The sequence below is a fragment of the Methylocystis silviterrae genome (assembly GCF_013350005.1).
Taxonomy (GTDB): Bacteria; Pseudomonadota; Alphaproteobacteria; order Rhizobiales; family Beijerinckiaceae; genus Methylocystis; species Methylocystis silviterrae.
In genome coordinates, this window is record NZ_JABVWW010000003.1 from 268,674 (window position 1) to 292,039 (window position 23,366).

17 protein-coding genes and 5 pseudogenes are annotated in these 23,366 nt (G+C 59.2%); 10 read left to right on the plus strand and 12 right to left on the minus strand.

Annotated features, from left to right (window positions below):
* Window positions 1-6: 6 nt before the first annotated feature.
* Entirely contained in the window at window positions 7-675 is a 669-nt protein-coding gene (locus tag HUN39_RS19550; RefSeq protein ID WP_332310727.1) for an OmpA family protein, read from the minus strand.
* A 96-nt stretch (window positions 676-771) separates the two neighbouring features.
* Window positions 772-3,312: pseudogene (locus tag HUN39_RS04830) on the minus strand (cation-translocating P-type ATPase); the annotation flags it as partial.
* A gap of 394 nt (window positions 3,313-3,706) precedes the next feature.
* On the opposite strand from HUN39_RS04830, the pseudogene HUN39_RS19725 reads away from it, so the two are divergent.
* Together HUN39_RS19725 and HUN39_RS04835 are read left to right on the plus strand one after the other, a co-directional pair.
* A pseudogene (locus HUN39_RS19725) lies at window positions 3,707-3,781 on the plus strand (IS6 family transposase); the annotation flags it as partial.
* A gap of 945 nt (window positions 3,782-4,726) precedes the next feature.
* Window positions 4,727-4,934: pseudogene (locus tag HUN39_RS04835) on the plus strand (helix-turn-helix domain-containing protein); the annotation flags it as partial.
* Between the two features lie 117 nt (window positions 4,935-5,051).
* On the opposite strand, the gene HUN39_RS04840 reads toward HUN39_RS04835, so the two are convergent.
* A complete protein-coding gene (locus tag HUN39_RS04840; RefSeq protein WP_175093353.1) occupies window positions 5,052-5,612 on the minus strand; it encodes a cytochrome b in 561 nt (186 codons plus the stop codon).
* 471 nt (window positions 5,613-6,083) lie between these two features.
* On the opposite strand from HUN39_RS04840, the gene HUN39_RS04845 reads away from it, so the two are divergent.
* Complete coding sequence (locus HUN39_RS04845) at window positions 6,084-6,470, plus strand: hypothetical protein (RefSeq protein ID WP_232365914.1); 387 nt, start codon at window positions 6,084-6,086, stop codon at window positions 6,468-6,470.
* 309 nt (window positions 6,471-6,779) lie between these two features.
* Here HUN39_RS04845 and HUN39_RS04850 read toward each other — a convergent pair whose 3' ends face one another.
* The 3 genes from HUN39_RS04850 to mgtA form a co-directional block, all read right to left on the minus strand.
* A complete protein-coding gene (locus tag HUN39_RS04850; protein WP_175093354.1) occupies window positions 6,780-7,913 on the minus strand; it encodes a sensor histidine kinase in 1,134 nt (377 codons plus the stop codon).
* A gap of 283 nt (window positions 7,914-8,196) precedes the next feature.
* Complete coding sequence (locus HUN39_RS04855) at window positions 8,197-8,709, minus strand: L,D-transpeptidase (RefSeq protein WP_175093355.1); 513 nt, start codon at window positions 8,707-8,709, stop codon at window positions 8,197-8,199.
* Between the two features lie 314 nt (window positions 8,710-9,023).
* A complete protein-coding gene (gene mgtA, locus HUN39_RS04860) occupies window positions 9,024-11,615 on the minus strand; it encodes a magnesium-translocating P-type ATPase (protein WP_332310723.1) in 2,592 nt (863 codons plus the stop codon).
* A 227-nt stretch (window positions 11,616-11,842) separates the two neighbouring features.
* Between mgtA and HUN39_RS04865 the strand changes: the two genes are divergently transcribed.
* From HUN39_RS04865 to HUN39_RS04875, 3 genes are all read left to right on the plus strand, one after another.
* Window positions 11,843-13,561, plus strand: coding sequence for an ABC transporter ATP-binding protein/permease (locus tag HUN39_RS04865; RefSeq protein WP_175093356.1), 1,719 nt, complete (start codon window positions 11,843-11,845; stop codon window positions 13,559-13,561).
* A gap of 148 nt (window positions 13,562-13,709) precedes the next feature.
* A complete protein-coding gene (locus HUN39_RS04870) occupies window positions 13,710-13,874 on the plus strand; it encodes a DUF3309 family protein (RefSeq protein ID WP_083909734.1) in 165 nt (54 codons plus the stop codon).
* Window positions 13,875-13,894: 20 nt separating this feature from the next.
* On the plus strand, window positions 13,895-14,596 hold the full coding sequence (locus tag HUN39_RS04875; protein ID WP_175093357.1) for a VIT1/CCC1 transporter family protein: 702 nt from the start codon (window positions 13,895-13,897) through the stop codon (window positions 14,594-14,596).
* A gap of 76 nt (window positions 14,597-14,672) precedes the next feature.
* On the opposite strand, the gene HUN39_RS04880 is transcribed toward HUN39_RS04875, so the two are convergent.
* A complete protein-coding gene (locus tag HUN39_RS04880) occupies window positions 14,673-14,972 on the minus strand; it encodes a hypothetical protein (protein ID WP_175093358.1) in 300 nt (99 codons plus the stop codon).
* A gap of 222 nt (window positions 14,973-15,194) precedes the next feature.
* Window positions 15,195-15,386, minus strand: coding sequence for a CsbD family protein (locus tag HUN39_RS04885; protein ID WP_175093359.1), 192 nt, complete (start codon window positions 15,384-15,386; stop codon window positions 15,195-15,197).
* 954 nt (window positions 15,387-16,340) lie between these two features.
* On the opposite strand from HUN39_RS04885, the gene HUN39_RS04890 reads away from it, so the two are divergent.
* Window positions 16,341-17,453, plus strand: coding sequence for a DUF2252 family protein (locus HUN39_RS04890; RefSeq protein ID WP_175093360.1), 1,113 nt, complete (start codon window positions 16,341-16,343; stop codon window positions 17,451-17,453).
* Between the two features lie 172 nt (window positions 17,454-17,625).
* Here HUN39_RS04890 and HUN39_RS04895 read toward each other — a convergent pair whose 3' ends face one another.
* Complete coding sequence (locus HUN39_RS04895) at window positions 17,626-18,021, minus strand: cupin domain-containing protein (protein ID WP_175093361.1); 396 nt, start codon at window positions 18,019-18,021, stop codon at window positions 17,626-17,628.
* A 1,267-nt stretch (window positions 18,022-19,288) separates the two neighbouring features.
* Between HUN39_RS04895 and HUN39_RS04900 the strand changes: the two genes are divergently transcribed.
* The 3 genes from HUN39_RS04900 (at window position 19,289) to HUN39_RS04910 (ending at window position 20,574) form a co-directional block, all read left to right on the plus strand.
* Complete coding sequence (locus HUN39_RS04900) at window positions 19,289-19,453, plus strand: DUF3309 family protein (protein ID WP_175093362.1); 165 nt, start codon at window positions 19,289-19,291, stop codon at window positions 19,451-19,453.
* 174 nt (window positions 19,454-19,627) lie between these two features.
* On the plus strand, window positions 19,628-19,993 hold the full coding sequence (locus HUN39_RS04905; protein WP_232365915.1) for a VIT1/CCC1 transporter family protein: 366 nt from the start codon (window positions 19,628-19,630) through the stop codon (window positions 19,991-19,993).
* Window positions 19,990-20,574, plus strand: coding sequence for a DUF3833 family protein (locus HUN39_RS04910; RefSeq protein WP_175093363.1), 585 nt, complete (start codon window positions 19,990-19,992; stop codon window positions 20,572-20,574). Before HUN39_RS04905 ends, HUN39_RS04910 begins: the two co-directional genes overlap by 4 nt.
* Before the next feature lie 386 nt (window positions 20,575-20,960).
* On the opposite strand, the gene HUN39_RS19615 is transcribed toward HUN39_RS04910, so the two are convergent.
* The 3 genes and pseudogenes from HUN39_RS19615 to HUN39_RS04925 all read right to left on the minus strand — a co-directional run bounded on the left by HUN39_RS19615 (window position 20,961) and on the right by HUN39_RS04925 (window position 23,357).
* Window positions 20,961-21,524, minus strand: coding sequence for a hypothetical protein (locus HUN39_RS19615; protein WP_408631387.1), 564 nt, complete (start codon window positions 21,522-21,524; stop codon window positions 20,961-20,963).
* Between the two features lie 176 nt (window positions 21,525-21,700).
* Window positions 21,701-22,181, minus strand: a pseudogene (locus HUN39_RS04920) (DNA-binding protein); the annotation flags it as partial.
* Window positions 22,159-23,357, minus strand: a pseudogene (locus HUN39_RS04925) (DUF932 domain-containing protein). The pseudogenes HUN39_RS04920 and HUN39_RS04925, both read right to left, overlap by 23 nt.
* Window positions 23,358-23,366 lie beyond the last annotated feature (9 nt).

A 23,366-nucleotide genomic window follows, 5' to 3' on the forward strand; every position in this document is an offset into this window, starting at 1 on the left:
CATTCGCTACTTTCGAGTTACGCCTAGCGAGATTCGTCGATTTTTTGTCCGTCCCTCCTCAGTGTCATTGGTTGCGACCGGATGGCTTTCACCATAACCTTTCGTGTTGAGGCGTGAAGCGTCCACACCCATTCTCGTCAACTCGCGCATCACCGAGTCTGCGCGCGCTTTTGACAATCTCTTATTTGCGCTCCGGGCGCCGACGCTGTCCGTATAACCGCCAATCACGGATATGACGTTCGGATAGGCCGCCAGGATGTCGGCGATGTTTTTTAACTGATCCTGAAATGCGGCTTGCGGTTTTGCTTTGCCCGTCTCGAATTGGAGGCGGTCGAAGTCGAACCAGGTCACTCCTTCTATCTTCGCTTCACGCTCGAGAAACGCGAGCAGATTGGCCTCCATGCCGGAGCTCGGAACATTCAATATGAGCCCGCTGGGCAGCTTCCTGCTTAAAAATTTGGGAGGCCCGCCAGCCGCCGTTCTCGTGCTGGTCTCTTGTTCCCGGCCGCTTGGCTGGGCTTCCTCCACGGCGGATTTGGTTTCCTTGGACGGAGTGGGAGCGTCTTGTTGCGCGGGCGGGGGCTCAATCCTCTCTACTCGAACCGACCCAGTCTCTCGCGGCGTGATGAGCTTTGGCGCATAAGCGATAAGAAGCCAGCCAAGTGAAATCGCCATCGCCGCGGCCGCCGCCCATCCGACAGAGGCCCTCGCGTTCACGCGACCTTGTACGAATATCCGACGGAGCCAACGAACTCCGCTAAGTCCTGCGCCGCGCCAAACGTATTTGAGCGCTTCAAGCAGCACCAACACGATCACGCCGGCGCCGAGCGTGACCGCCAGGTCGTCCAGGTGTAGGGGCCCGAAGCGGAAGAGATCGCTAATGGGGGGCGAAAGAAGCGTCAGACTCAGCATCGCCACGACGGCAAGGAGCACCCACGCAAGCGCCGTGTTTGGTCGACGGAGCGCTGTTTGCAGCGATGCGCTGAAGGTGCGGTTGACAAAGATCAGGCTGACGATCGCGAGGACCAATGAGAAGAAAGTTAACGCGCGCACTTCCGTCTCTGGCATGCCCCGCTTCAGCCCAACAAGGAAAATGACTGCAACAAGCGCGAATGCGAACGCTCCCTGTAAAAGGCCCCACGCGATCACGGGACTCGAGAATAGGGGCTCGTCGGTAGGACGTGGCGGGCGGCGCATCACATCGTCTTCCTCGATCTCGGCTTCGAAGACGAGCGAACAGACCGGGTCGATCACCATTTCCAGAAATGCGATGTGCATCGGCCCAAATAGGAGCGGCAGGCCAAACAACAGAGGCAATATCGCCAACCCCGCGATGGGCACATGCACCGCGAAGATGAAACCCGTCGCCTTGCGCAGATTGTCGTAGATTCTGCGGCCAAGCCGGATCGCCTTGACGATCGAGCCGAAATCATCATCGAGAAGCACGATTGAGGAGGCCTCCCGCGCCACGTCCGTTCCGCGTCCGCCCATGGCAATGCCAATGTGCGCGGCCTTGAGAGAGGGCGCATCATTCACGCCGTCTCCCGTCATGGCGACGATCTCGCCGTTTGCTTTGAGCGCATTCACAATTCGGAGCTTCTGATCAGGCAGGATTCGCGCAAATATGTTCGCTGTCCGCATGCGCTGCGCGAGCTGTGCCTCGCTTTTGCTTTCGAGTGTCTGTCCTGTCACGACTTCGTCGGTATTTAGACCCGCCTGGCGAGCGATTGCCTTCGCCGTCGCTGGGTAGTCGCCCGTGATCATGACCACCCTGATGCCTGCCGACCGACACTCGCTCACGGCGGCCGGAACGGCTGAGCGTAACGGGTCGGCGAGTCCGACGAGCCCCAAGAATTCGAACGTGAAGTCTCGCTGCGAGTCCGGCAACGCTTTCTGCGCGAAGGATGCGTTGGCCACTCCCAGAACGCGCTGACCCTCCGCAGCCATGCCCTCAACGGACCGCTTCACTGCAGCAAACTCCGTCTCGTTCAATCGGCAGAGGGTAGCGATGGCTTCCGGCGCGCCTTTGGCCGCGACAACGAATTCCGGCGTGGCGTCGCTTTGCCAGACCTGTGACATCGCAAGGAGATCGGAACGAAGACCGTATGTCTGCAATAGTTTCCAATCTGGACCAAGCAGAGTTCCGGTCTTGGGCAAATGGTTCCGGCCGAAATCGTGAAACGCTTTTTCCATCGGATCGAATGGATCAGGCGCGCTGGCGAGAATTCCGAACTGGACCAGATGATCGAAGCTCGCAGGCATTGAGCGGGATATCTGGCCGGCTCGTAATGCCTCGCCGCCCTTGAGGCGTAGTTCGGCAATCGACATCTGGTTCTCGGTCAGGGTGCCGGTCTTATCCGTGCACAAGACCGTCGCCGAACCCAGAGATTCGATGGCCGCGGCGCGACGGGTCAATACGCGCGCCCGCGAAATCCGCCATGCTCCCATCGCCATGAATACGGTGAGCACGACGGGAAACTCCTCGGGCAGCATCGACATGCCGAGCGCGATGCCCGCAAGCACCGCATCGAGCCATCCTCCGCGCAACACGCCGTAGAGCAACACCGCCAAAACGCTCACGGCGCCTCCTGCGAGAGCAAACACCCCCACGAGACGCCGTGTCTGCGCCAGCAGACGCGGCGGCTCCGTTTCGACTGTGCTGAGCGATTGGCCAATTTTGCCGATTTCGCTCTGTGCGCCGGTCGCGATCACTTCGCCTATTCCGGTTCCGCGCACCACCAGCGAGCCTGAAAACACATATGGCAGGTCATCGCCCCCGGGCCGGCGGCTTTCGAGAGGCGCATCGGCGCGAGAGATCTTGCGAACGGGCGCTGACTCTCCCGTCAGCAGCGACTCGTCGATCTGGAGGTCCTGGCATTCGCTGAGCGCCGCGTCGGCGGGAACCCGGTCGCCTTCGCTGAGCACGACGACATCGCCACGCACGACTTCGCGCCCAGCGATTCTCTTACGTACGCCGTCACGAATAACCAGCGCGCGCGGACTCGTAAGGTCGCGCAGCGCTTCCAGGACGCGCTCGGTGCGGGTCTCTTGCACCGCCGTGATGACGACCGACATTGTTGCGAAGACGAGGAGAATTAATGCTTCCTTCAAATCCCCCAGCAGCAAGTAGATCAGGCCGCCGCCGATGAGCAGCGCGAGCATCGGCTCGCGCAGGACCTCGAGAACGATTCGCAGCGGCGTGCGCCGTTCCGGCCGCGGTAGCTCGTTGTACCCCTCGCTCTTCAGCCTGGCCTGCGCATCTGCTTCACTGAGGCCGGGAGTCGAGTGGAGGGCTGAGGAAGCATCTGGCACGAAAACCCTCCGAGCGTTCGCTAACCCGCATTTTTCAAACTCGGCATGCGTTAGCCGACTTGTGACGGGACGATGATCGCAATGCCGAGCAGGCGTCACAAGCCGGAGAATCGTCGCCAAGTTGCGGCAGGCGGATGTGTAGCAGTCACAAGGGCAAATCGCGGACGCCGTCCCATACGATCGGTGTGACCGAGGGGACTTACCGCAGAGTCGATCGTGGCCTCGTCCAGTCCAAACTGCGCCTGCGCCTGATCATGGGCATTTTTCGCATTATCCAGGGCGTCTCGAGAAATCACCTTGGTCGGGGCGAGTCTCTGGGGCATTGTCACATTAGGCGCATACCGCTGCTGATGTCCCGCTCGTATCCGCCATGATGACCAAACTCAGCTGTGCCCTGAGCTTCCGCGACGTGGAAGATCTGTTGGCTGAACGGGGCGTCGCGGTTTCCTACGAGACCGTGCGACGATGGGATGTGTCCAATGCCTCGACGTGTATCCACGTCAGTGGGAGGAGGTGTCGCTTCCGCGATCTAGATTCGTGCGAACCGACAAATTGGCCTGCCAAGGATTGGATGAGGGACCACGTCTCCGATGCATCACGCCTCGTTATAATCAGCGGCGCTTTTCGCAAGGCGATCCGCGCGTTGAACGCAATTAAATGACCAGCGCCACTCGCGCCGGACCGATCAAGCGTTTGGCATATCCGTTCTGCTAAGTCGAACCGAACGAAGTGGTGAGCGCGTCCAATCTTTCGAGTTGAGGCCTTTTGCCGAGGCGCATCGGCGTCTCACGAATTCCTGTTGCCAAAACTCAACGCAAATGCGAAATTTTGAAACAGATTTGTAGTAAGCTCTTCATTAGGCGAAAGCCGAGGGCTGACCCAAGCGCGCGTCACCAAAAATCGACGAAAGTGCAATGAGTTTTGGACATTGCCGTAAATTTACCGGGAGACTGCGGTGCTAACGCTCATAATTGGAATCCTTATCATCGTCGTCCTTGGGGCGATCTTGTTTTGGGTGATCGATAAATTCTGTCCCGATGCGCGGCTAGCACAGCTACTCAAGCTGCTAGTGGTGCTAGTCTGTTTGGGAGCGATCATAGCCCGGGTGCTTCCGCTACTTGGGTCTCCTTCATTTCTATAGCAGCATCAAGTAAACGAAAATCCCGAAGGGCTAAGCAACTTCCTGGATGGACTTCCCTTTGAAAAGCCATGTTCAGCGGGTGGATTATCAGGCGGTCGGCGATCGCTACAAAAGGCGTTCCCTCCTCAGAGTGGCTAGCAGGTCCCGCCTCGGCTCACGACCGTAGCACGCCTCCTCGCTATTAGAGCGTTTCCAGTTTTTTTAGACTCGAGCTGATTCCCATTTTCTGCGGATTGTGATTCGAGATGCTGGCTGGATGGAAGGCCAGCATCGATGGTTCGACCCCTTCCCAACGATCTTCGCGAACGCGTCGTGGCTGCGGTTTCGGCCGGTGAGAGTTGCCGGGCTGTGGCGTAGCGGTTTGGTGTTGCGGTTTCTTCCGTGGTCAAGTGGTCGCAGCGCCAAACGCGCGACCGGCTCCGACGCGCCCGCCAAGATGGGCGGCTATCGCAAGCGCACGCTTGAGCCGCATCGGGCTTTTTGCGGTTAACCGTTATTCTTGCGATGAAAAGCAGAGCTGCCCGCGGTGCATTCGCGCCGACAGGCCGCAACGAAGCCCAAGCTATCACAGCGTCACTTTAGAGCAGCGAGCGCAGGATTAGCGAGGCTTCGAAGCCCCTGGCAGCATACGTCTCAGAGTGCGATCGCGAAAAACGAAGTGGTGGACGAACGCCGCTCCAGCATGGAGCGTGGCGAGGATGATAAGTCCGTTCGCTAGAGTTTCATGAATTTCCTTCATGTCATGTGCAAACGTTTTGTTCTTCGTCCACGGCGATGCGATATCGAAAATGCCAAGCACGGAAAGCGCGTCGCCATCGGCAAATTGCGTCGCGACGCCAACGGCGACAACCGCCGCAAGCAGCGCGTAAAGCGCAAGGTGGACGATTTTGGCGGCCAAATCGCCAAATCTCCCCAGCGGCGTCGGTTCTGGAGACGGCGGCGCGTTGATTAGACGCCAGCCGACACGAAAGATCAAAAGGATGGCGATCAACTCTCCCGCAGAAACATGGATTAATTCCCCGAGATCGCGGGCTCTCCCACGTGGCAGGTTTTCGCCCACGGTCCCGAGCACCCATGCGACGCCAACAAGAAGCACGGAAAACCAATGAACGATTTGGACGGCTGCACCGTAGCCTCGCAGAGAATTGCGCCATTGCATTGAGGACCTCACTGTATTTTCCGCGGACTTTATCAAAACGACATAATTGTTCACTTCGGCGAATTTCAGTCGAACGCCGAGAAGCGATGCGGCAAATTGTATCGGCGGAACGTCATGAATCCACATTGATCGCTTCCCGCGCAGCAGTTGGCGCGCGCAATGAGGCAGCCGGCCCTACTAGGCACAACAAGCCCACGACGATCAACATGACGGCCATATAGTCGAAATCAATTTGCGACAAAATCCCCGGCCGTAATACGGCGTAAGGTCACATGCTCAAGGCGCTGATTTTACTGTCGTGAAAGTTTTCGAAAGGGATCACAATTGAAATCTGAGTTACACCGAGGCCTCGACAACTTCACATTTGGGCCTAGTTGATCCTCTTCAGAAGCAGCGCGCGGCACGCCCGCGTTGGGGCGGACTCGACTCTGTGTTTCTGAAAATCTGCGTTTCTAAAAAAGGGAGGTCGAAATGTGTAAGAGTGTGAAATCTGTCCTGGCCGCGTTATGCGGGGTGACCGCGCTGGCGGCTCTACCGGCGGAAGTTTTGGCTGGCCCCATGAGCGCCGCGAGTCCAACGAGCGTTGGACTAACCAGGTCATTCGAACCAGCTTATTATCGGGGCCATCGCCGCGGTTATTATCGCCACGGTTATTATCGCCGAGGCTACGGCATCCCGGGCGCTGCGGTTGGCGCCGCAGCTGGCGTCGCGGGCGCGGCGGCTGGGGCCGCGGCTGGCCTTCTGGGCGCGGGAGTCGCAGGCGCATCGGCGGGCTACGGCTATCCCGGCTACGGCTATGGCGGCAGTTCGTGTTGGCAGTGGGACCCGATCGCTGGTTGGGTGTGGGCCTGCCAATAAAGCGCGCGCCTTGTCCTGCGCCGCAATTGGACGCGAGGCCGCAACAGCTACCGGCCTCGCGGTGAACCGAGTGGGGCGACTTCGGTGGGATAAGGGCGCTGCACGTGCCCTACTCCTTTCGATTGCGGTTGCCTCGACAAAATGTTGTCACAGCGACAGTGATGCCCTCGGCAGGTTCTCAGCCTTTGGGCTCTGATCCAGCGTTAACCTGTCCGTCCAATTTTCATGGATTGCTCCTGCTGATGCAGTAACCGTCGCGCGCGACGTTTACTGCCAACGCCTTGCCGATCCGATCTGGATTGGCGAGGCCTATGCAGGCCGTGGGCTAAATGTCGCGTGCGCGATCGACACAACGAGTCCGCGAGGACTGCTCACCATTTCAATTTGCGCCTTGATCTGTTGCGCGAGCGCCTTCACAAGCGTGCTGCCTAAGCCGTCTGAAGGGGCGGCTGTAGTGTATCCTTCCGGCCTGCCCACGCCATTATCGGAGACAGTGAGCTGCCAGTCGGAGCCGGACGTCTCGTATTTGACGAGGATTTCCGCGTCCTGGCGGCTTTGAGGAAATGCATATTTCACGGAGTTGATAACCAGCTCCGTCGTGATCAGGCCAAGACTCACTGCTTCCGTCGAGGGAATGAGGGCGCTGTCGAAGGTGTATTTCAGGGATATTTGTTTCTCCTCGCCGATCATAGAGGCCGCGAGTCCGTCACATAGCGTGGTCAAATAGGGAGCGACTTCGACGAGTTCCGTGCGGCCTGCCGTGTCGATGTGCCGCTGCAATGTCGCCACCGACATAACGCGGGAGTAGGCGTCCTGCAGGTGTCGGCGCGCTTCTTCCGAGGTCGTGACCCGAGTCTTCATCATGATGATGTTCGCGATGATTTGCAAACTATTGAAAATGCGGTGCTGCATTTCCAGGAGCAACACTTCCTTCTCCCGTAGCAGCGTCCTGGTTTCATTGAGAAGAGACTCCTTCTCCTTCTCTATGACACGTCGATGGGTCACATCTACGAAGGAGAGCAAAATAGCTTTGTGAGCGTTGCTCGTGAAGAAGACTTCTCGCGCGTTCACAATCACGACGCGCTGTCCGATGCGAGGAAACTCGGCATCTATCTCAAAATCTTCCGCGACGGCGTGCTCGGGCAGGATTTTATCCAATACCGAAGCCAAGCGCGCTATGTTGAAGCGGCCGTCTAAAATCTCATAAACCGAACGTCCGATGACCTCTTCAGGGGTGACTGCAAAATTATCGAAAAAGGACCGGCTAGCTACGGTTACGCTGAGATGACAATTAAGCACGAGCAGAGGATCGCGGACCGTGTCGACGACCGCCTGGGCGAGCACCGGAGCGTATTGCGGGTCTAAGGGCTCGATTGTGATTTCGAAATATCCTTGCTGGCGCTTTTTACTACGCGCAATTAATACGATAAAACCTTGTTGCAATTTGGCTCAGGCGCGTTGCCCTAAGGCCAGCGCGAAATTCCGACTGCGTCGCTGCTACGCTCACGCCACGTACGCGGGTCTCTAGAGCGGTCGCGGGCCGAGGCCCCTCCTATAATTTTCCTTCCTACGCTAGAAATATAGCAATTCCAACATTCCGAGTCATGTCGCCGCGCCAGGTGGTCGAGAAACGCAGCCAATGCCGACAGTCGAAGCCTCCAAAACTCTCATGGTCTGCATAACACGTTGAAAATCGGCCGCCCGCGGACAACTAAGATCGTGACCGTCATGGCCTCATGATGACAGGCGTGCCGACGCTTACGCGATCGAACAGATCAATCACATCCTCATTCAACATGCGGATGCAGCCGTAGGAGGCGGCGGAGCCGATCGATGCGCGCATCCTTTTGGTCGTCCCGTGAATCGCCACCTGGAAGCGGCTGAGGGTAAGCGCGCGAGCGCCCATGGGATTGTTCGGCGCGCCGCCGCGAATAAGGTCCGGCAATTCCGGATGGTCGCGTTTCACAATCCTTGGCGGAGCCCAGTCGGGATTGACGTATTTACCGATAATCGTGGCGGAGCCGGACCATTCCTCGCTGCTCTTTGGCACGGCGATCGGATAGCGAATTGCGACGCCTTCATCCTCAACGAAGAAAAGTTTGCGGCGCCGCGCGTCGATGACAATCGTGCCCGGCTCGACGGACGATGAAAAGGCCACCATATCCCGGGCGGCGCCGATCGACGGCAAGGCGGCGGCGCCAATGACGAGCGCCACGCCGACAAGGAGAGTGCGCGACAAACGAGCGAGACGTTCCGTAAGAGCCGGAGCGTGTATTTGAGACGATAAGCTACTCATGGCGTTTTTTTCTTACGGTTAATGGCGGTCGGGCGATTGCGTCGCCGCAATTATGGCGATGGCGGCGGCCGCTTTCCGGTCGGCCTAAGCTATTTGTTTGGCTGGATGGCGGACTTTGACGCTTCATGCGGCTAAAGTCCCAGTTGGACAAGCGTTCCGATCAGACGAGCGTTCCCGTTAAGACCAAGGCTCCCGCCACGACCAACGCCGTAGCGAGGAGCGCGCTCATGAAAGGCCCAAGAGGATGCGGTCTGGGCTCAGGGGCCTTGGTCGCGAGCTCTGATCCGCTTCGAACGACCTGCGGCATTGACGGACCAGAAGAACCATATCTTACCCACTTCCGTGGCCACGATATAGCCGAGGACGATAGCGACAACGGCGCTGATCTCAATCGCCGAGAGCGGCACGAAGCCGAACATCGAGCTCAGCGCCCCGAGGAAGGGGATAGCGAAGGTCGCGGCTGCTACCGCAAGCGTTGACCACAACAGCAACTGACTCGGGCTGCTTCGAAAAGCCGGCTTGTGGGTTCGCAGGACGAGGACGACCGCGAGTTCGGTCAGCAGCGAAATCATGAACCATGCGGTCTGGAACGTCGCCTCGCCGGCGTGGAAAACCAGGAGCAGCACCGCGAAGGTCAACATATCGAAGGCCGAACTGATCAGGCCGAAGACAATCATGAACTTCTGGATCTCGCTGATGCTCCAGCGCTGCGGATGTGAGACCCGGTCCGCATCGACATTGTCGCTGGATATCGCGATCGACGGCACGTCGGAGAGGAAGTTATTCAGCAGGATCTGCTTGGCGGCAAGCGGCAGGAACGGCAGCAGCGGCGCCGCCAGCGCCATGCTGACCATGTTCCCGAAATTCGCGCTGGTGGTGATCGAGATGTATTTCAGCGTGTTGGCGAAGGTCCGCCGACCGTCCTCCACGCCAGAGCGCAACACGTCCAGGTCGCGGTCGAGCAGGATGATGTCGGCGCTTTCGCGGGCGACGTCCACCGCCGTCTCGACCGAGATGCCAACATCGGCCGCATGCAGGGCCGGCGCATCATTGACGCCGTCGCCGAGATATCCGACCGAGTGACCTGTCCGCTGCAGGGCGCGGACGATCCGCTCCTTCTGCTGGGGATCGATCTCGACAAAGAGGTCTGTCCGTGGCGCGAGATGCCACAAAGCCTCGTCCTTGAGTTTTACGAGCTTTTCGCCCGTGAGCATCGACGTTGCATCGAGGCCGACGGCCTTCGCCAGATGCGCCGTCACATAGCGGTTGTCGCCGCTGATCACTTTGATGCGGATGCCTAGCCGATTGAGATCGTCGATCGTGCGCCGCGCATCCGCCTTAGGCGGGTCGTAGAAGACAAGAAAGCCACGAAAAGTCATCTCCCGTTCGTCGTCGCGGTCGTAGTCCGCCTTCACTGGAACCTTGCGGGTGGCTACGGCCAGAACACGGAAGCCTTCAACGCTTTTGGCCTTGAAGACTTTCTCCAGTTCCGCCCGCCGCTCGGCGTCCGCTGGAACCTCGACGCCATCGCGGTCCAATGATGTGCATATGTCGAGCACGTTCGAAAACGCCCCCTTGGTGATGAACAGGCGCTGTGACGGCGCTCCATCCTCCGCCACGACGATGGTGAGTCGGCGACGCATGAAGTCGTAGGGGATTTCGTCGATCTTTGCGGCGCCGCGGGTCGTTAGCCCAATGTCCTTGCCCGCAGTCACAATCGCTTCATCGAGCGGGTTCTCGATGCCGGTCTCGAAGGCGGCGTTGAGAAAGGCAAGCCGTCGCACCTCATCTGAAGGTTGGCTTCCGGCGTCGAGGACGTCGCGCAGAACAATGGCGCCTTCGGTCAATGTGCCCGTCTTGTCGGTGCACAGGATATCCATGCTGCCGAGGTTCTCGATGGCGTCGAGCCGGCGGACGATGACGCCGCGCTTGCTCATGGCCCGCGCGCCGGCCGAAAGGGTCACGCTGATGATCGCCGGCAAGAGTTCAGGCGACAGACCGACCGCGAGCGCCACGGCGAACAGCAGGGACTCGATCACCGGGCGGTGGAGCAACAAGTTCACAGTCAGCACGAAGAGAACGATGACAATCATCACGCGGACGAGGAGATAACCGAACTGCCGCACGCCACGGGCGAAGTCGGTCTCGGGTTGGCGCGCCCCCAGCCGCGCCGCAATAGCGCCGAACTCGGTTCGGCGGCCGGTGCTCATGGCAAGGACCTTCGCCGTGCCGCTGCGCACCGAAGCGCCGAGAAAGACGGCATTGGTCCGTTCAGTGATAGGCGCGTCGGGACGAACTATCCCGGCCCGCTTCTCGACCGGAAACGACTCGCCGGTCATGCTCGCTTCGCTGACGAGGAAGTCCTGCGCCTCGATCACGAGCCCATCAGCCGGGATTAGATTGCCCGCCGAGAGGAGGATGTGGTCGCCGGGCACGATCGCGCTGACCGGCGCCGTCCGCTCCACCCCATCCCGCACCACGCGGCACGTCAGCGCCAAGCGCTTCTTCAGTTCCTCGACCGCGGTGGACGCCCGATATTCCTGAAAGAAGCTGAGGAGCGAACTGCCCAGGACGATCGCCAGGATGATGGCGGCGTCCACCCATTGCTGAAGCGCCAGCGAGATTGCGGCGGCGAACGCCAGGATGAGGACGAGCGGGCTTTGGAACTGGCGTAGAAGGAGGCGAAGCGCGCTCAGGCGCGGCGCATCCTCGACGCTGTTGGGACCGACGCTTAAGAGCCGCGCAGCGGCGCGATCGGACGACAGCCCATCTGGACCCGACTCCAAAGCTGCGGCCAGCTCGGAAGCATCATGGCTCCAGTAGGGAGTTTCATTCGCGTCCCAGGTCACTCACGGTCCTATCTGCGATTGTGTGTCGGCGAACGTCGCTAGTCTGCTCTTCGGCCTCGCTTCACGCGAAGCCAGACGGCGTCCATCAAAATGACATGAGAAAAACGATCACATAAGAGTTCACAGGCAGACAGCGATAGTCTCACATGAAGGCGCCGATCGCGCCAAGATGCAGGGCCATCTATGCCGCCTTGCCGGTCATCCCAAGTTGAGTTTTAGGAACGAATATGACTAACGGCATTGTTCCAACCGCGGTCGATGTGCGGCTCCTGCGCCACTTTGCGAACCTCTCCTTTGGCTTCTGGACCGGCCCCACGCGCCGCAAAGCGAAACTGTTCGTGGCGGGGCTCTTTGCCTGCCTGCTGCTCAATCTCGCCCCGGCCATCGCGGTCAACCGATGGAACAAGTTTTTCTTCGACGCCCTGCAGAATAAGGACCAGCGGCTGATCCTTCTCAGCATCGGCCTGATGCTGGCGCTGGCCTTCGCCTCTGCGTTGACGAGCGTCGCGCTACTGCAGATGCGCATGCGCTTTCAGTTGCGCTGGCGGGAATGGCTGACTCAGACGCTCGTGCGGCGCTGGATGGAGCGCCGCCGCTTTTATCAGCTCAGCGTCCTTCGACTCGTCGACAATCCGGAAGCGCGCATCGCCGAGGACGGGCGGATCGCTATCGAGCTCTTCGTCGACTTTGCGACGGGCGTCACGAATGCTCTGCTCATGGCGGTCTCGTTCGTCAGCGTGCTGTGGTTCATCGGCGGCTCGCTGACGATTGGGGGCGTGACGATCCCCGGCTATCTCGTAATCGCGGTCGTCATCTATTCCGCCTCGACGTCCTTCGGCATGCTGCTTTTGGGCCGTCCGCTCGTCGCGCGCGTCGAGGCGAAGGCGGTCGCAGAGGCGGACTTTCGTTTTGAACTTTCGCACACTCGCGAAAACGCCGAAACAATCGCGCTTATCGGCGGCGACGACGCCGAGCGGGAGCGGCATTATGCGAGATTCAGTCAGGTTGCGCTGCGCTGGGTTGCGGTGATTGGACGACAGGCGCGCATGCTCTTCCTGTCGAGCGGCAATAACGTGCTTGCGCCCGCCATCCCGCTCATGCTGGGCGCACCGAAATATCTCGCCGGCGAAATGTCGCTCGGCGATCTCATGCAGGCGGCCGCCGCCTTCATACAGGTGCAATTGGCGCTCAACTGGCTCGCCGACAATTCGCTGCGCCTCGCGGACTGGTTTGCCTCGGCTCGGCGCGTCGCCGCCCTTGACCTCTTCTTCGATGACCTCGACGAACTCGCGATCGGAGCCGAGGAGAAGATGATTGATCTCGCCTTCAGCGACGACGACGCATTGCATCTTTGCGGGCTCTCCATCGCCCAGCATGACGGCGCGTTGATGCTCGCGGACACCGATGCGACGATCGGACGCGGCGAGAAGGTTCTCGTGAAGGGAGATCCTGGCGCCGGCAAGAGCACGCTGATCCGCGCCATGGCGGGGTTGTGGCCGTGGGGCAGCGGCCGCATTCTGCGTCCGAAGGATGCGCGCATCGCGTTCATGCCGCAGCAGCCGTATATGCCGCGGGGCACGCTGCGCGAGGCGCTCGACTATCCTTGCGGCGACACGCCGCCCGACCCCGCGCGCACCAAAAGGATCCTCGCCGCTTGCGGCTTGGCTCATCTCGTATCGCGCCTGGACGAGGAGCAGAGCTGGTCCGATGTGCTATCCGACGGCGAACAGCAACAGCTCGGCTTCGCGCGCGTGCTACTGAGGCCACCAGACATCATCATCATGGACGAACCGACCTCGGCGCTCGACGACCTCAGTCAGATGCGGCTGATGGAACTGCTCTGCGAGGAAGCGCCGGGCTCGACCATCATCCACGCGGCACGCCGCAATGTTGACAAGCGGTTCTACGACCGCGAGATCCAGCTCAGCGCGAGATCCCCATCATGAACCCGACGATTGTTGACTTTCGAAGGGCATTACTATTCGACGCGTTGCCGCCTTTCAATTTGAATGTCTTGAAAAGATACGGGGCGTGGACCGGCGAAGCGGCCGTGATAAGCTCAAAAGTGAAATTCCCTGCGACGGAGATTGCTTAATGTCACTCTCAACATTGCTCATCATCCTCCTCATCATCGTTTTGCTCGGCGGTTTCAGTGGACGTTTTGGCGGCTACGGCTATGGGTACGGGCATGGCGGCGTCGGCGTGATCGGCCTCATCCTGATCGTTCTTGTCGTTCTCATGCTGCTTGGGCGGATTTAATCTGAGAATTGGAACGTCGGATGAGTCGTCTGCGACTGCACCCGGAATACCATCTGGTCGGGCGTATCGGGTGGCTAAGAGCCGCGGTGCTCGGCGCCAATGACGGCATCGTTTCAACTGCGAGCTTGATCGTCGGCGTTGCAGCAGCCAATACGGCTGAGGGCGGCGTCTTGATCGCTGGCGTCGCGGGACTAGTGGCTGGCGCCATGTCCATGGCCGCTGGCGAATATGTGTCCGTGAGCTCGCAATCCGATACCGAAAGGGCGGATCTCGCTCGGGAACGCAGCGAACTGACCGAGAGCGCCAAGGCCGAACTTGACGAGCTTGCCGAAATTTACGTCCAGCGCGGCGTCGATCCGGCTCTTGCGCGGCAGGTTGCCCATCAGTTGATGGCGAAAGACGCCCTGAGCGCTCACGCGCGCGATGAACTGGGGATTTCGAAGATCACCACGGCGCGTCCTGTGCAAGCCGCACTGACATCGGCTGCAGCATTTTCTGTCGGCGCCGCCATGCCCTTACTCATGGTCCTGGTGTCGCCCGCTGGCGATCTTGTTCCCATAGTTTCCGGCGCGTCTTTGTGTTTTCTCGCTCTTCTAGGCGCCATCGGCGCAAGAGCAGGCGGGGCGAATGTTTTGCGCGCCACAGCCCGAGTGACATTCTGGGGCGCCTTGGCGATAGCTCTAACCGCCGGTATCGGGGAAATATTCGGCGCGGTTGTTTGACCATTTGGATGATGGAAAGGGATACAAAAAAACGCGCACGGTCATGGCGAAACGCAGGAAGTCCTCGTCACCGCAGTCACAAATCTTTGTGGCTGTGAAGAAAGCGGGCGAGTTGCTCTTTCAAGTCCGCTGTGGCGAGCGGCTCGCCGACAGAAACGGCGCGCGCGAAAAGTTCCCGCTGGACTTCCGTGGGTAGATTATTCCAGCGGCTGATGACCGCCGCTCCCAAGCACTGTAAAATGAGTGCTTCTTCTTCCTTGGCCAGAGCAGCCCGCTTTTCCCGATCTGCATCGGTTCTGCCGCCTTCGTTCTCCCATCTGGATAAGGCGCGGACCAGCGGGTTATCCTGAATCGAAGCTTTTGGTTCCTTGGCCATCACGCATCACCCTGAACGATATCAATGCTCACAGCCGAGGGGGATTATGCCGCCCTTTCGCCGACTTCAACACCCAGCGCACACTAGCATGGCCAATCCCAAGTTGATCGGCCATGCCTTGCCGCGACACGCTCCGCTCTGGTCCCCCGGGGCTGGTCAAATGACCAAATACGAAAGGCGGCCTGTAGGGCCGCCTTTTTTTACGCACAGGATGAGGTCAAGTTAAGCCTTGTCGACGAGCTTCTTCACGGCATCCTTAGCCTTGCCGACGGCCTCCTGAGCTTCGCCCTTGAGCTCCTGCACAGCGCCTTTGAGCTCAAGGTTTGGGTTGCCCACTGCTTGGCCGACTCCCTGTTTGACTGCCCCCGCCGCCTGATTTGCCGCACCCTTGATCTTGTCGGTAGTGCTGCCCATGGTCGGTCTCCTCAGTTATGACTGACAATGCGTTATTGCGTATTGCCTCTCGCGATTTGCCAGTAGCGCAATCATAGTCGATCACGAAAAGCCCGGTAGCGCAATGAGTGAGACATAAGGCCGCGCCGGCCCTTTGCGCTAGTTGCGAGCCTTCAATCACTTCGCGTCACTCGTGATGCGCATTGACGCGGCGCGCTCCGCTGAAGTGCAGAGATACAAAATTGATAGCCCCGAAACCTGAAGAGCGCCTGGCGAAGCACATCCAAAACAGAGCGTAAGTCAGGGAGCGTTCAATTGCTCTCGATGCTCGGCGTTCCAATTCTGATCATCATTCTCCTGGCGCTGATCCGACGTTAGCGGCGGATCAGGAGGCGGCGTTGCCGGCGTCTCCGGATGGATGCTTGAGCATCGGCCAAGCTTACGATCTTCGTGCGGACGGCTGCTCTAAACTCGATCGTTGTCGACTTCGTCGATCCGTGGTCGACGAACGTCAAGGAGATTGTCGTCATCGGCCCCACCTTGCCCAGGCTGGACACGATCGAGAGCCTCAGCGGACGCGAGATCCACGTACGCCTTTCAAGCAGTATGCGGACCATCTCGCGGTGGCCAAAGGCTTGAAGCAGATTGCAATCATGCCGATCGATGAGAACCTTGAGAACGAAGACCTTCGTCGATGGTGAATGCCTAACTGCTACCTTATGTTGTCGTCGGCGCTCACAAAGCCACCATATAGTCTGGGGTCTTTCCCAAAGCGCTCCCACGCAACGACCTTGTCGTTAGCGAAGGGGGCTGGGCGATTCCCAACTACAATCCGGAGATCAAGTCCGCGCTAAACGCATTCATCAGGGAGCATCGCGCCAATACCACCTTCGGCGCCACGGTCCGGCGACGCCACATTCTCTCGATCCGGGCTCTGCGAGACATTTCGGCGACGATCGAGCGAGGAGACAGGATATGTCCTTTCGGGCTGACAACGATACATACGAGGCGTGGCTTCGTAACCAATGCCAAGTGGTGGAAGCAGACCTTGAACATAAACACGAGAAGATGAAGAAGGACGCCTTCACCTTCCTTCGCGCAACATTCTTCCGATGGGCGAAGACAATCGAGAAAATTTGCGCCGATCTAAGTGATGCGCCAGCCGTTCTTAGCGTTGGTGATACTCATGTCGAAAACTTCGGGACGTGGCGCGACGCCGAAGGTCGTTTGGTGTGGGGCGTGAATGATTTCGATGAGGCGGCGGTCATTCCATATCCCCTTGACCTTGTCCGACTTGCGACAAGCGTGCGGCTCGCTCCGGGCGTGGCGTTCAGCAACCACGACGCCGCCAGCGCGATTGCCGCTGGGTACCGAAAGGGTCTGGACCAACCGAGGCCAACGCTGCTCGATGAGAACGCAGCCTGGATGCTTCCGTTCGTGGCCTGCACCGACGAAGAGCGGGAAGAATTCTGGGACGAGGTCAGGAAGTATCCGGCGGCGACCCCGCCGGATGAGGTCAAGAGCGCTCTTCGTTCGAGTCTCCCCACGGACGCCGTCGTCGAGAGGTTCGCGTCTCGTAGAAAGGGCAGTGGAGGGTTGGGGCGACAACGCTTCGTGGCGGTCGCGGACTGGCGCGGCGGGAGCGTCATACGGGAGGCGAAGGCGCTGGCGCCGTCCGCGTGGCAGTGGGCCCATGGCGGAGACGCGCGCCCGCCTTCTTTTGTCGATCTAGCTACGGGCAAATATCGATCGCCTGATTCCTTCCTTCATATCCATGACGGTTTCATCGTCCGGCGGATTGCGGCGGATTCCCGAAAGCTCGACCTCGGCGACAACGCAGGCGCCAAGTTGAACCTCCAATTGCTCGAGGCCATGGGCTTCGACCTCGGCGCAATCCACGCCGCTAGCGAAGTGCAAACGCCAAGCATTCGCAGCGATCTCGACGCGCGCCCGGTCGATTGGCTGCACGGCGCTGCTAAAGTTGCAGCCGAAAGTGTGAAAGAGGATTATGCCGCATGGGCAAAGCTGATCCCGTCAATGATTGCCGCTTTTCGCGACTTCCTTAATGTGGACCATAACGCCAAGTAGAGCGATGAAGGACGAACACGTCCGCGCGCGACATCAGAACCTTGACCTGATTTTTTTGCGCTCCCGTCTGCCAAGAGTTCGCGGTGGCCGCAGTTAGGTTCGGGCCGGCGGCCGATGCTCGAGGCAGCAGGCAAAAAGGGGCGATCGGTTTGCCGTGCACAACCTTGAGCGGCTACTCCGTGGTCTTGCCATCGAAGTGCTCGTCACCAGCTTCGGCCTCCGCCTTAGTGGCGCGGACGACGCCGTCCCGGTGATCCGGCGGTCCATAGATCGTATAGAGCTTCAAAGGCTTTTCACCCGTGTTTATGACGTTGTGGCGGGCGCCTGCGGGCACGATGATCGCATCGTCGCTCTTAATCTTCGTACGGACTCCGTCAATCAGAACTTCGCCCTTGCCTTTTTCGACCCGGAAAAACTGGTCGTGGTCCAAGTGGACTTCCTCTCCGATTTCCTCCCCGGGTTTTAGAGCCATCAGCACCAACTGAAGGTGCTTGCCCGTATAGAGAACGCGCCGGAAGTCCTTGTTCTCCTCGGTTAGTTCCTCAATGTCTTCGACAAAGCCCTTCATGGCGATATCCTCACTGGTGATGGGCAGCTAAGCAGCATCAAGATTAGCCGTTGAATATGACAAAGCCAGCGTCACGCGGATTAAATCGACCCGAATGGTTTTGATAATGCGCTTAATGGCCATGGCGGCTTTACGGCGCCGTCGACAGCTACGGTCAAACGGTGGAACCCGTCTGGCGCTGAGGCGGAGAGCTCAACGCTTCCTTCGGAAGACTTTGAAGCAACTACACACTGTAACGCCAAAAACCATCACGGTCGACAAGAACCGCGCCTATCCGAGCGCGGCCAAACCGGTGAAAAAAAGGGCGGGCGAGTTGTCGCGCTTCGCCTGGAGGCCATCGAGAAGGTTACTGGAAAATCTAAATTCGGTTTTTCGCTGCTGGGGCGCGATCCGGTGATGGGGTCGCGCCCCGGCCAATGGCTAGTCCTTGCCGCACGATCGAACAACATCATAACGCCAGGAGGCGCGTTATTAAATTCAAACTTGATCCGCGGCGGGCGCTTGCCTCGCGTCTAAAACCAACGTCCTCGGCCGTACCAACCGCCTCCGCCAAGCAGGAGAACAACAATAATAATGAGGAGCAGCGTCTGGATATCCATGATGTCCATTCCTTCAGTGCGATGGCGGCTTTGGCTTGTTCACAATATCTGTCGAGCACATCATATGGGAGACGCCGACGGACAAAAAAAGAAATCGGTGAATTTCGTAACAATAATATGTCGGCGAATTATTGACCAGAAACGTCAGCAACACTCCTTCAGCAGCGCCAAAAAGCGACGAAGGCAACTTGCTGCTGCTCTTTCCAATGATGCTCCGCGTCTTGGTGGAGCCATTGCGGCAGTCTCGCTTATGAAGGACCAACTCAAATATTTTTGCCTCCATATCAATTCCTGGCTCAACACATGTTAATGGCGCTTACGGGCGATCGAGCTTGACGACGCTCACCGCGCTGCGAGAAGTCTCGACGATTCCCGCATTCCCGACGCCAAACTGCTGGAGACTCAGGAAACCGCAAGGCGCGTCCTTGAGGAGCTCAAATTTGCTGAGTAGCGCTCGACAGATAAGGAAGATCACGCTCGCCCATATTTGCACCATGCTCGAGAATGTCACTAAACTGGCCGCCAGTTCTTAACGGCCTCTAGCTGCCGCATCGAATCGAAAGACCAAACGCTGTCAGGCTCAAAGAGCTGGTCGTTCCTTTGTCGATGCTTGACCGGGTGAGGTCGCATCATGTTTGATTAGGTTCCTTCAAGCGGAGGTACGGATAATGTCACTGGGAACTGTACTTATCATCATCCTCGTCATCTTTTTGCTTGGAGGCTTTAGTGGCCGCTTTGGCGGCTACGGCTACGGCTACGGCCATGGCGGCGTCGGTGTGATCGGCATCATCCTGATCATCGTGGTTGTCCTGCTTCTTACAGGACGGCTTTAATCAGCCGAATGTCGAGCGAAACGATCCGGCTGCCGCAACGCGAACGGATAATGCGCTCGGCTTGATGGCAATGGGTTCGAGGCCCTTCTCGCGGCGTACGCGACGCGGCTCCAATTGGAGCCGGTCAAGGACCGGTTGCCGACGAGCCTGAATGGGTGATGTGGGGGAGGAGCGATGAAATCGTCTTCGACTGCACACGGAGAACCTCCTGGTCGAGCGTATCGGCTGGCAACGGCGCTCCGCGCTATCGACCAGATAGTCTCGACTGCAAGCTTAATCGACGGAGTCGCGGCGGCGGCGGCGCGGAACGATATTTTGATTTCAGCGGTCGTGGCGGCTGACGCCATACCGATAGCCGCTGGCGAGTATGTGTCCGTCAGCTTCCAATCTGACGCCAAGCGGGTGGATTCCGCATGCGAACGAACTACAGAGAATGACGATCTGGGGCGCCTTGGCCTTGGCTCTAACCACCGGGACTGGGAAAAATGTTGCCCCGGTTGTCTGAGCGAGTCGACAGAGAGAAGTATAGCTGGGTCATGAACGTCATCGACAATTCAAGCGTCTTGGGGATCGACTCGGAACTGTGGTGGGCCATGTCGCGTTTTGTTCGTCACTTCAGCCTCGTGGCCCTCTTCGCGGCCTCCCTCATTTCATGTCCGGCCTTCGCAGAAGGGAAGGCGCATGATTTGGCGACCTTCTTCAGCGGGCGATTGACCGCCAAGGGAAAATTCAAGAATTTCCACGACGGATCGACGCGCGGCGTGCGGGTCGACATCCGCGGAGCGCCAGATGGAAACTCGTTCAAGCTGATTCAGGACACGACCTATTCGGACGGCGAGAAACAACATAAGGTCTGGAGATTCTCGAAAATCGGTAAAGGGCGTTACGTCGGCCGGCGCGCCGACCTGGTCGGCCCGGCGAGCGTGGTTGCTCACGGTAATAACATCGAGATCGCCTACCGCGCCCGAGTCTCGACGAAGGATGGCAAAACCCATGAGCTGAATTTCAAGGAAACCTACCTATTCACGCGGCCCGGGACGGCCACTTACTGGCTACGCGCGTCGTTACTGTTCATTCCGATGGGGGAAGCGCGTCTGACCATTCGAAAGCTGCCCCGCTGACGAGGATGGTTTCAGTGGTTGCGTCTGACGGCGGGTTACGTGCGGCGTCGATTGCGCAACAGAGGCTCGCTCGCGCGAGGCAGGGCGTTCACTTGCTCCAGATCTTCAATCGCTAACCTGTTCGCTCTTCAGCCCGCCGTATTCCTGTCGCCGCCGATAATACGTAACTTCAGTCACGCTTATCATCGAATGGTTTACGCGACCGATTGCCCCTGCATCGTCAGCACGCGGCCTGCCGGAGCGATCTTCTCGGCTTATGACGCTTGCTGGCCATCTCGAATCTCCTCCAGGCTCCAAAAGCCAAACTCTATGGAGGACCATTGTTCAGCGACTGACCAAAACGCTAGAGTCGCTCTACTGGGTGTCGAGAGGTCATTCGTCATCAGTCACGAATCAAGTCGATTGCTTTGTAAGTCATGGATCAGATGACTGAGAGACGGCTCGTCGAGGTCGTGCAGAACATCTGCCAATCTTTCATCGCCAGACCGCCCCGGAGCGAATCCGGCCCCATAGGTCTGACGCAATGTGGATATGAGCGTATTGCCATGCTTCTTGCTGATTCTGCCGTTCTTGTCTCGATGGCGGCCGTCGAGTCCCGGTTGCTTTGTCATGACCGTTTCCTCGGGTCGAGGGGAAAAAGCCCCATCACGACTCATCTGGGAATTGACTCGGTCGAGAACGGCCGCGGCCGTGGGCTCTGCGACGGCCGCCGCGTCCCGGGCGGCTTCGGTCTCGGCCGCCGCCTCCGCCTTTGCCTCGGCGTAGAGATCCTCGGCGGCTTCGGCGATTTCGCCGCCCCGGATCCGCGCCTCGTGCATCGCGATCAATGCTGCTTTCAGCGCGGCTTTCGCGGCGGGACGTGCGCGTCGCGCGATATGCCGGCCAAATAGCGCGACGCCCGCCGCGCCTATCAGCGCTCCGAGCGCCACGCGCGCCAATGGTGGCGACATGATCGTTTCTCCTCTCGAACCCACGCCAATCATGCAGGTTTAGGTCTACTTTAGCGCAACGCGATAAAGTTTTACCCTTCTTAGCCCGCTTGCGCTCGCGCGAAATGTCGGCGGCAGGCTGAAGCTCTTTCCCGACGAAGAGCCGTCTTCGACGCGATCCGTGTCCATGCGGGAGTCAATGACGAGGCAAGGGCGTCGGGGATTTCGCCGGCTTCGGAATAGTCCGCTTCGAGCTGAGCGGCTTCGAGACGAAGCGACTCACGAGTTGCGACTTCTTCTTCGCTCAAAGGCTGGCGTTCGCCCTGAAGGTGGCGGAGCCCATAGGTGTGGCCGTAGGGGAAGTCGATCGCCGTCTGGACCCATTTCCACCCCTCGGCCCGGACGGGCTCGGCGTCGCGCGCTAATTTTTCGGCGACCAGCCGTTCAAGTAGAGCGACATCCTGTAGCCAGCCGCCGTCGTCGCTCTGGAAAAGGTCCCGAATGATGGGACCGCCGGCGGCGAGATAATCTTCGCCGACATATTGCGCGCGCTTGTCTGAAGCCCGCACCGCGCCTTCGGTGAGAATGCGGCGGATCTGATATGGCTTCCTTGTTGTAGGAGCGCTGGATCGCTTCCCAGACCTGCTGCTGGCGCTCATGGTCTGGATTGACGGTGAAATTTCTTTGCACGCTTCTCGAGATCGAGCCTTTCGTCCTGATGCGTCTTCCTCCGCGCGATCGCCGTAATCCCTTGCACGAAATCGAAGACGCTCTCGGGCTTTCGGCCTTCCTCGGTCAGCATCGTCTCGATGATCTTCGAGGTCTCCGGTTTCGAGAAGCCGCGCTTGCGCAGGAATTCGACGCGATCATCGACATTGTGGGCGACAATCCGTTCCCGCGCAGCCCTGACGCCATTGATAAAGGGCATGGGCGAGGAATTGGCGAAGCGCGTCAGCGCCGGCGCCGCCTCATGCGCGAAGCGCGATGCTGCATATTTGGAATGGCGGATCGTGATCTCTTCGAAATCTTCGACGCCCAAAGATTGCGGTTCTGACAAACGGCCCGAAGATAGAAGCTCGCAATGCCAAGCGTCTTTGCGCCGACTTCTGAGTTCCAGCAGTAGAAAGCTCGAAAGAAAAGATCGGGCGACCCGTCAGGCAGACGGCCGGCCTCGATCGGGTACAGATCGTCGACGAGGAAGAGGAAGACGTCACGGTCGGAAGCGTAGAGCGTTGTCTTTTCCTGTGTCACGTCGACATTGGGGTTGTAGATGCCGGTCGACCAGTCGAGCACGCCCGGAACCTTCCAGCGCGTGTCGCCTGTCCCATTGCCCGCGATGCGCTGCACTGCGGATACAGGTTCATGATCGAAGATCCGGCCATAGTCTGGACCGGTCACTGCGCGCAGCTCGATCCGGCTGTCGTCGGTCTCGAGCGTCTTGATCTGCTCGGCGCGATGCGCGCTCAGCCCATACTGCAGATTGATCCCAGCGAGCGGCGCAGGAAGCTGACGCAGATATGTCGCTGGCGCGCCGACGAAACTCGCGAGTTGACCGAAGCTCCAATGCGTCGGCGCGATTGGCGCATCGGAACCAGGCAGCAAGAGCGCAAACTTTTCGGAATCGTCGCGACTGGCTTCAACGCGGATCGCAGCGCTCTCAACCGTTCGCGTTCGGCTATGCTCGGTCCGGCCGTGTACGGCCGCGAACAGCTCCGACAGCGACAGATACCGCTCATCCGCGGGCCGCGAGAACCATTCAGAGGACACGCGTCCAATCCGCACTCCGCGGCTCGCATCCACCTCGTAGCCGCCGTCATGTCCGCGCGCGGCGTCCAGAAATTCCACCTGAGTCATGGTTCGTCT

Coding starts and splice junctions, on each gene's coding strand:
- HUN39_RS19550 (WP_332310727.1), bottom strand. CDS start 675: ATGGCGATTTCACTTGGCTGGCTTCTTATCGCTTATGCGCCAAAGCTC.
- HUN39_RS04840 (WP_175093353.1), bottom strand. CDS start 5,612: ATGCAATGGCGCAATTCTCTGCGAGGCTACGGTGCAGCCGTCCAAATC.
- HUN39_RS04845 (WP_232365914.1), top strand. CDS start 6,084: ATGTGTAAGAGTGTGAAATCTGTCCTGGCCGCGTTATGCGGGGTGACC.
- HUN39_RS04865 (WP_175093356.1), top strand. CDS start 11,843: ATGACTAACGGCATTGTTCCAACCGCGGTCGATGTGCGGCTCCTGCGC.
- HUN39_RS04870 (WP_083909734.1), top strand. CDS start 13,710: ATGTCACTCTCAACATTGCTCATCATCCTCCTCATCATCGTTTTGCTC.
- HUN39_RS04875 (WP_175093357.1), top strand. CDS start 13,895: ATGAGTCGTCTGCGACTGCACCCGGAATACCATCTGGTCGGGCGTATC.
- HUN39_RS04880 (WP_175093358.1), bottom strand. CDS start 14,972: ATGGCCAAGGAACCAAAAGCTTCGATTCAGGATAACCCGCTGGTCCGC.
- HUN39_RS04885 (WP_175093359.1), bottom strand. CDS start 15,386: ATGGGCAGCACTACCGACAAGATCAAGGGTGCGGCAAATCAGGCGGCG.
- HUN39_RS04890 (WP_175093360.1), top strand. CDS start 16,341: ATGTCCTTTCGGGCTGACAACGATACATACGAGGCGTGGCTTCGTAAC.
- HUN39_RS04895 (WP_175093361.1), bottom strand. CDS start 18,021: ATGAAGGGCTTTGTCGAAGACATTGAGGAACTAACCGAGGAGAACAAG.
- HUN39_RS04900 (WP_175093362.1), top strand. CDS start 19,289: ATGTCACTGGGAACTGTACTTATCATCATCCTCGTCATCTTTTTGCTT.
- HUN39_RS04905 (WP_232365915.1), top strand. CDS start 19,628: ATGAAATCGTCTTCGACTGCACACGGAGAACCTCCTGGTCGAGCGTAT.
- HUN39_RS04910 (WP_175093363.1), top strand. CDS start 19,990: ATGAACGTCATCGACAATTCAAGCGTCTTGGGGATCGACTCGGAACTG.
- HUN39_RS19615 (WP_408631387.1), bottom strand. CDS start 21,524: ATGTCGCCACCATTGGCGCGCGTGGCGCTCGGAGCGCTGATAGGCGCG.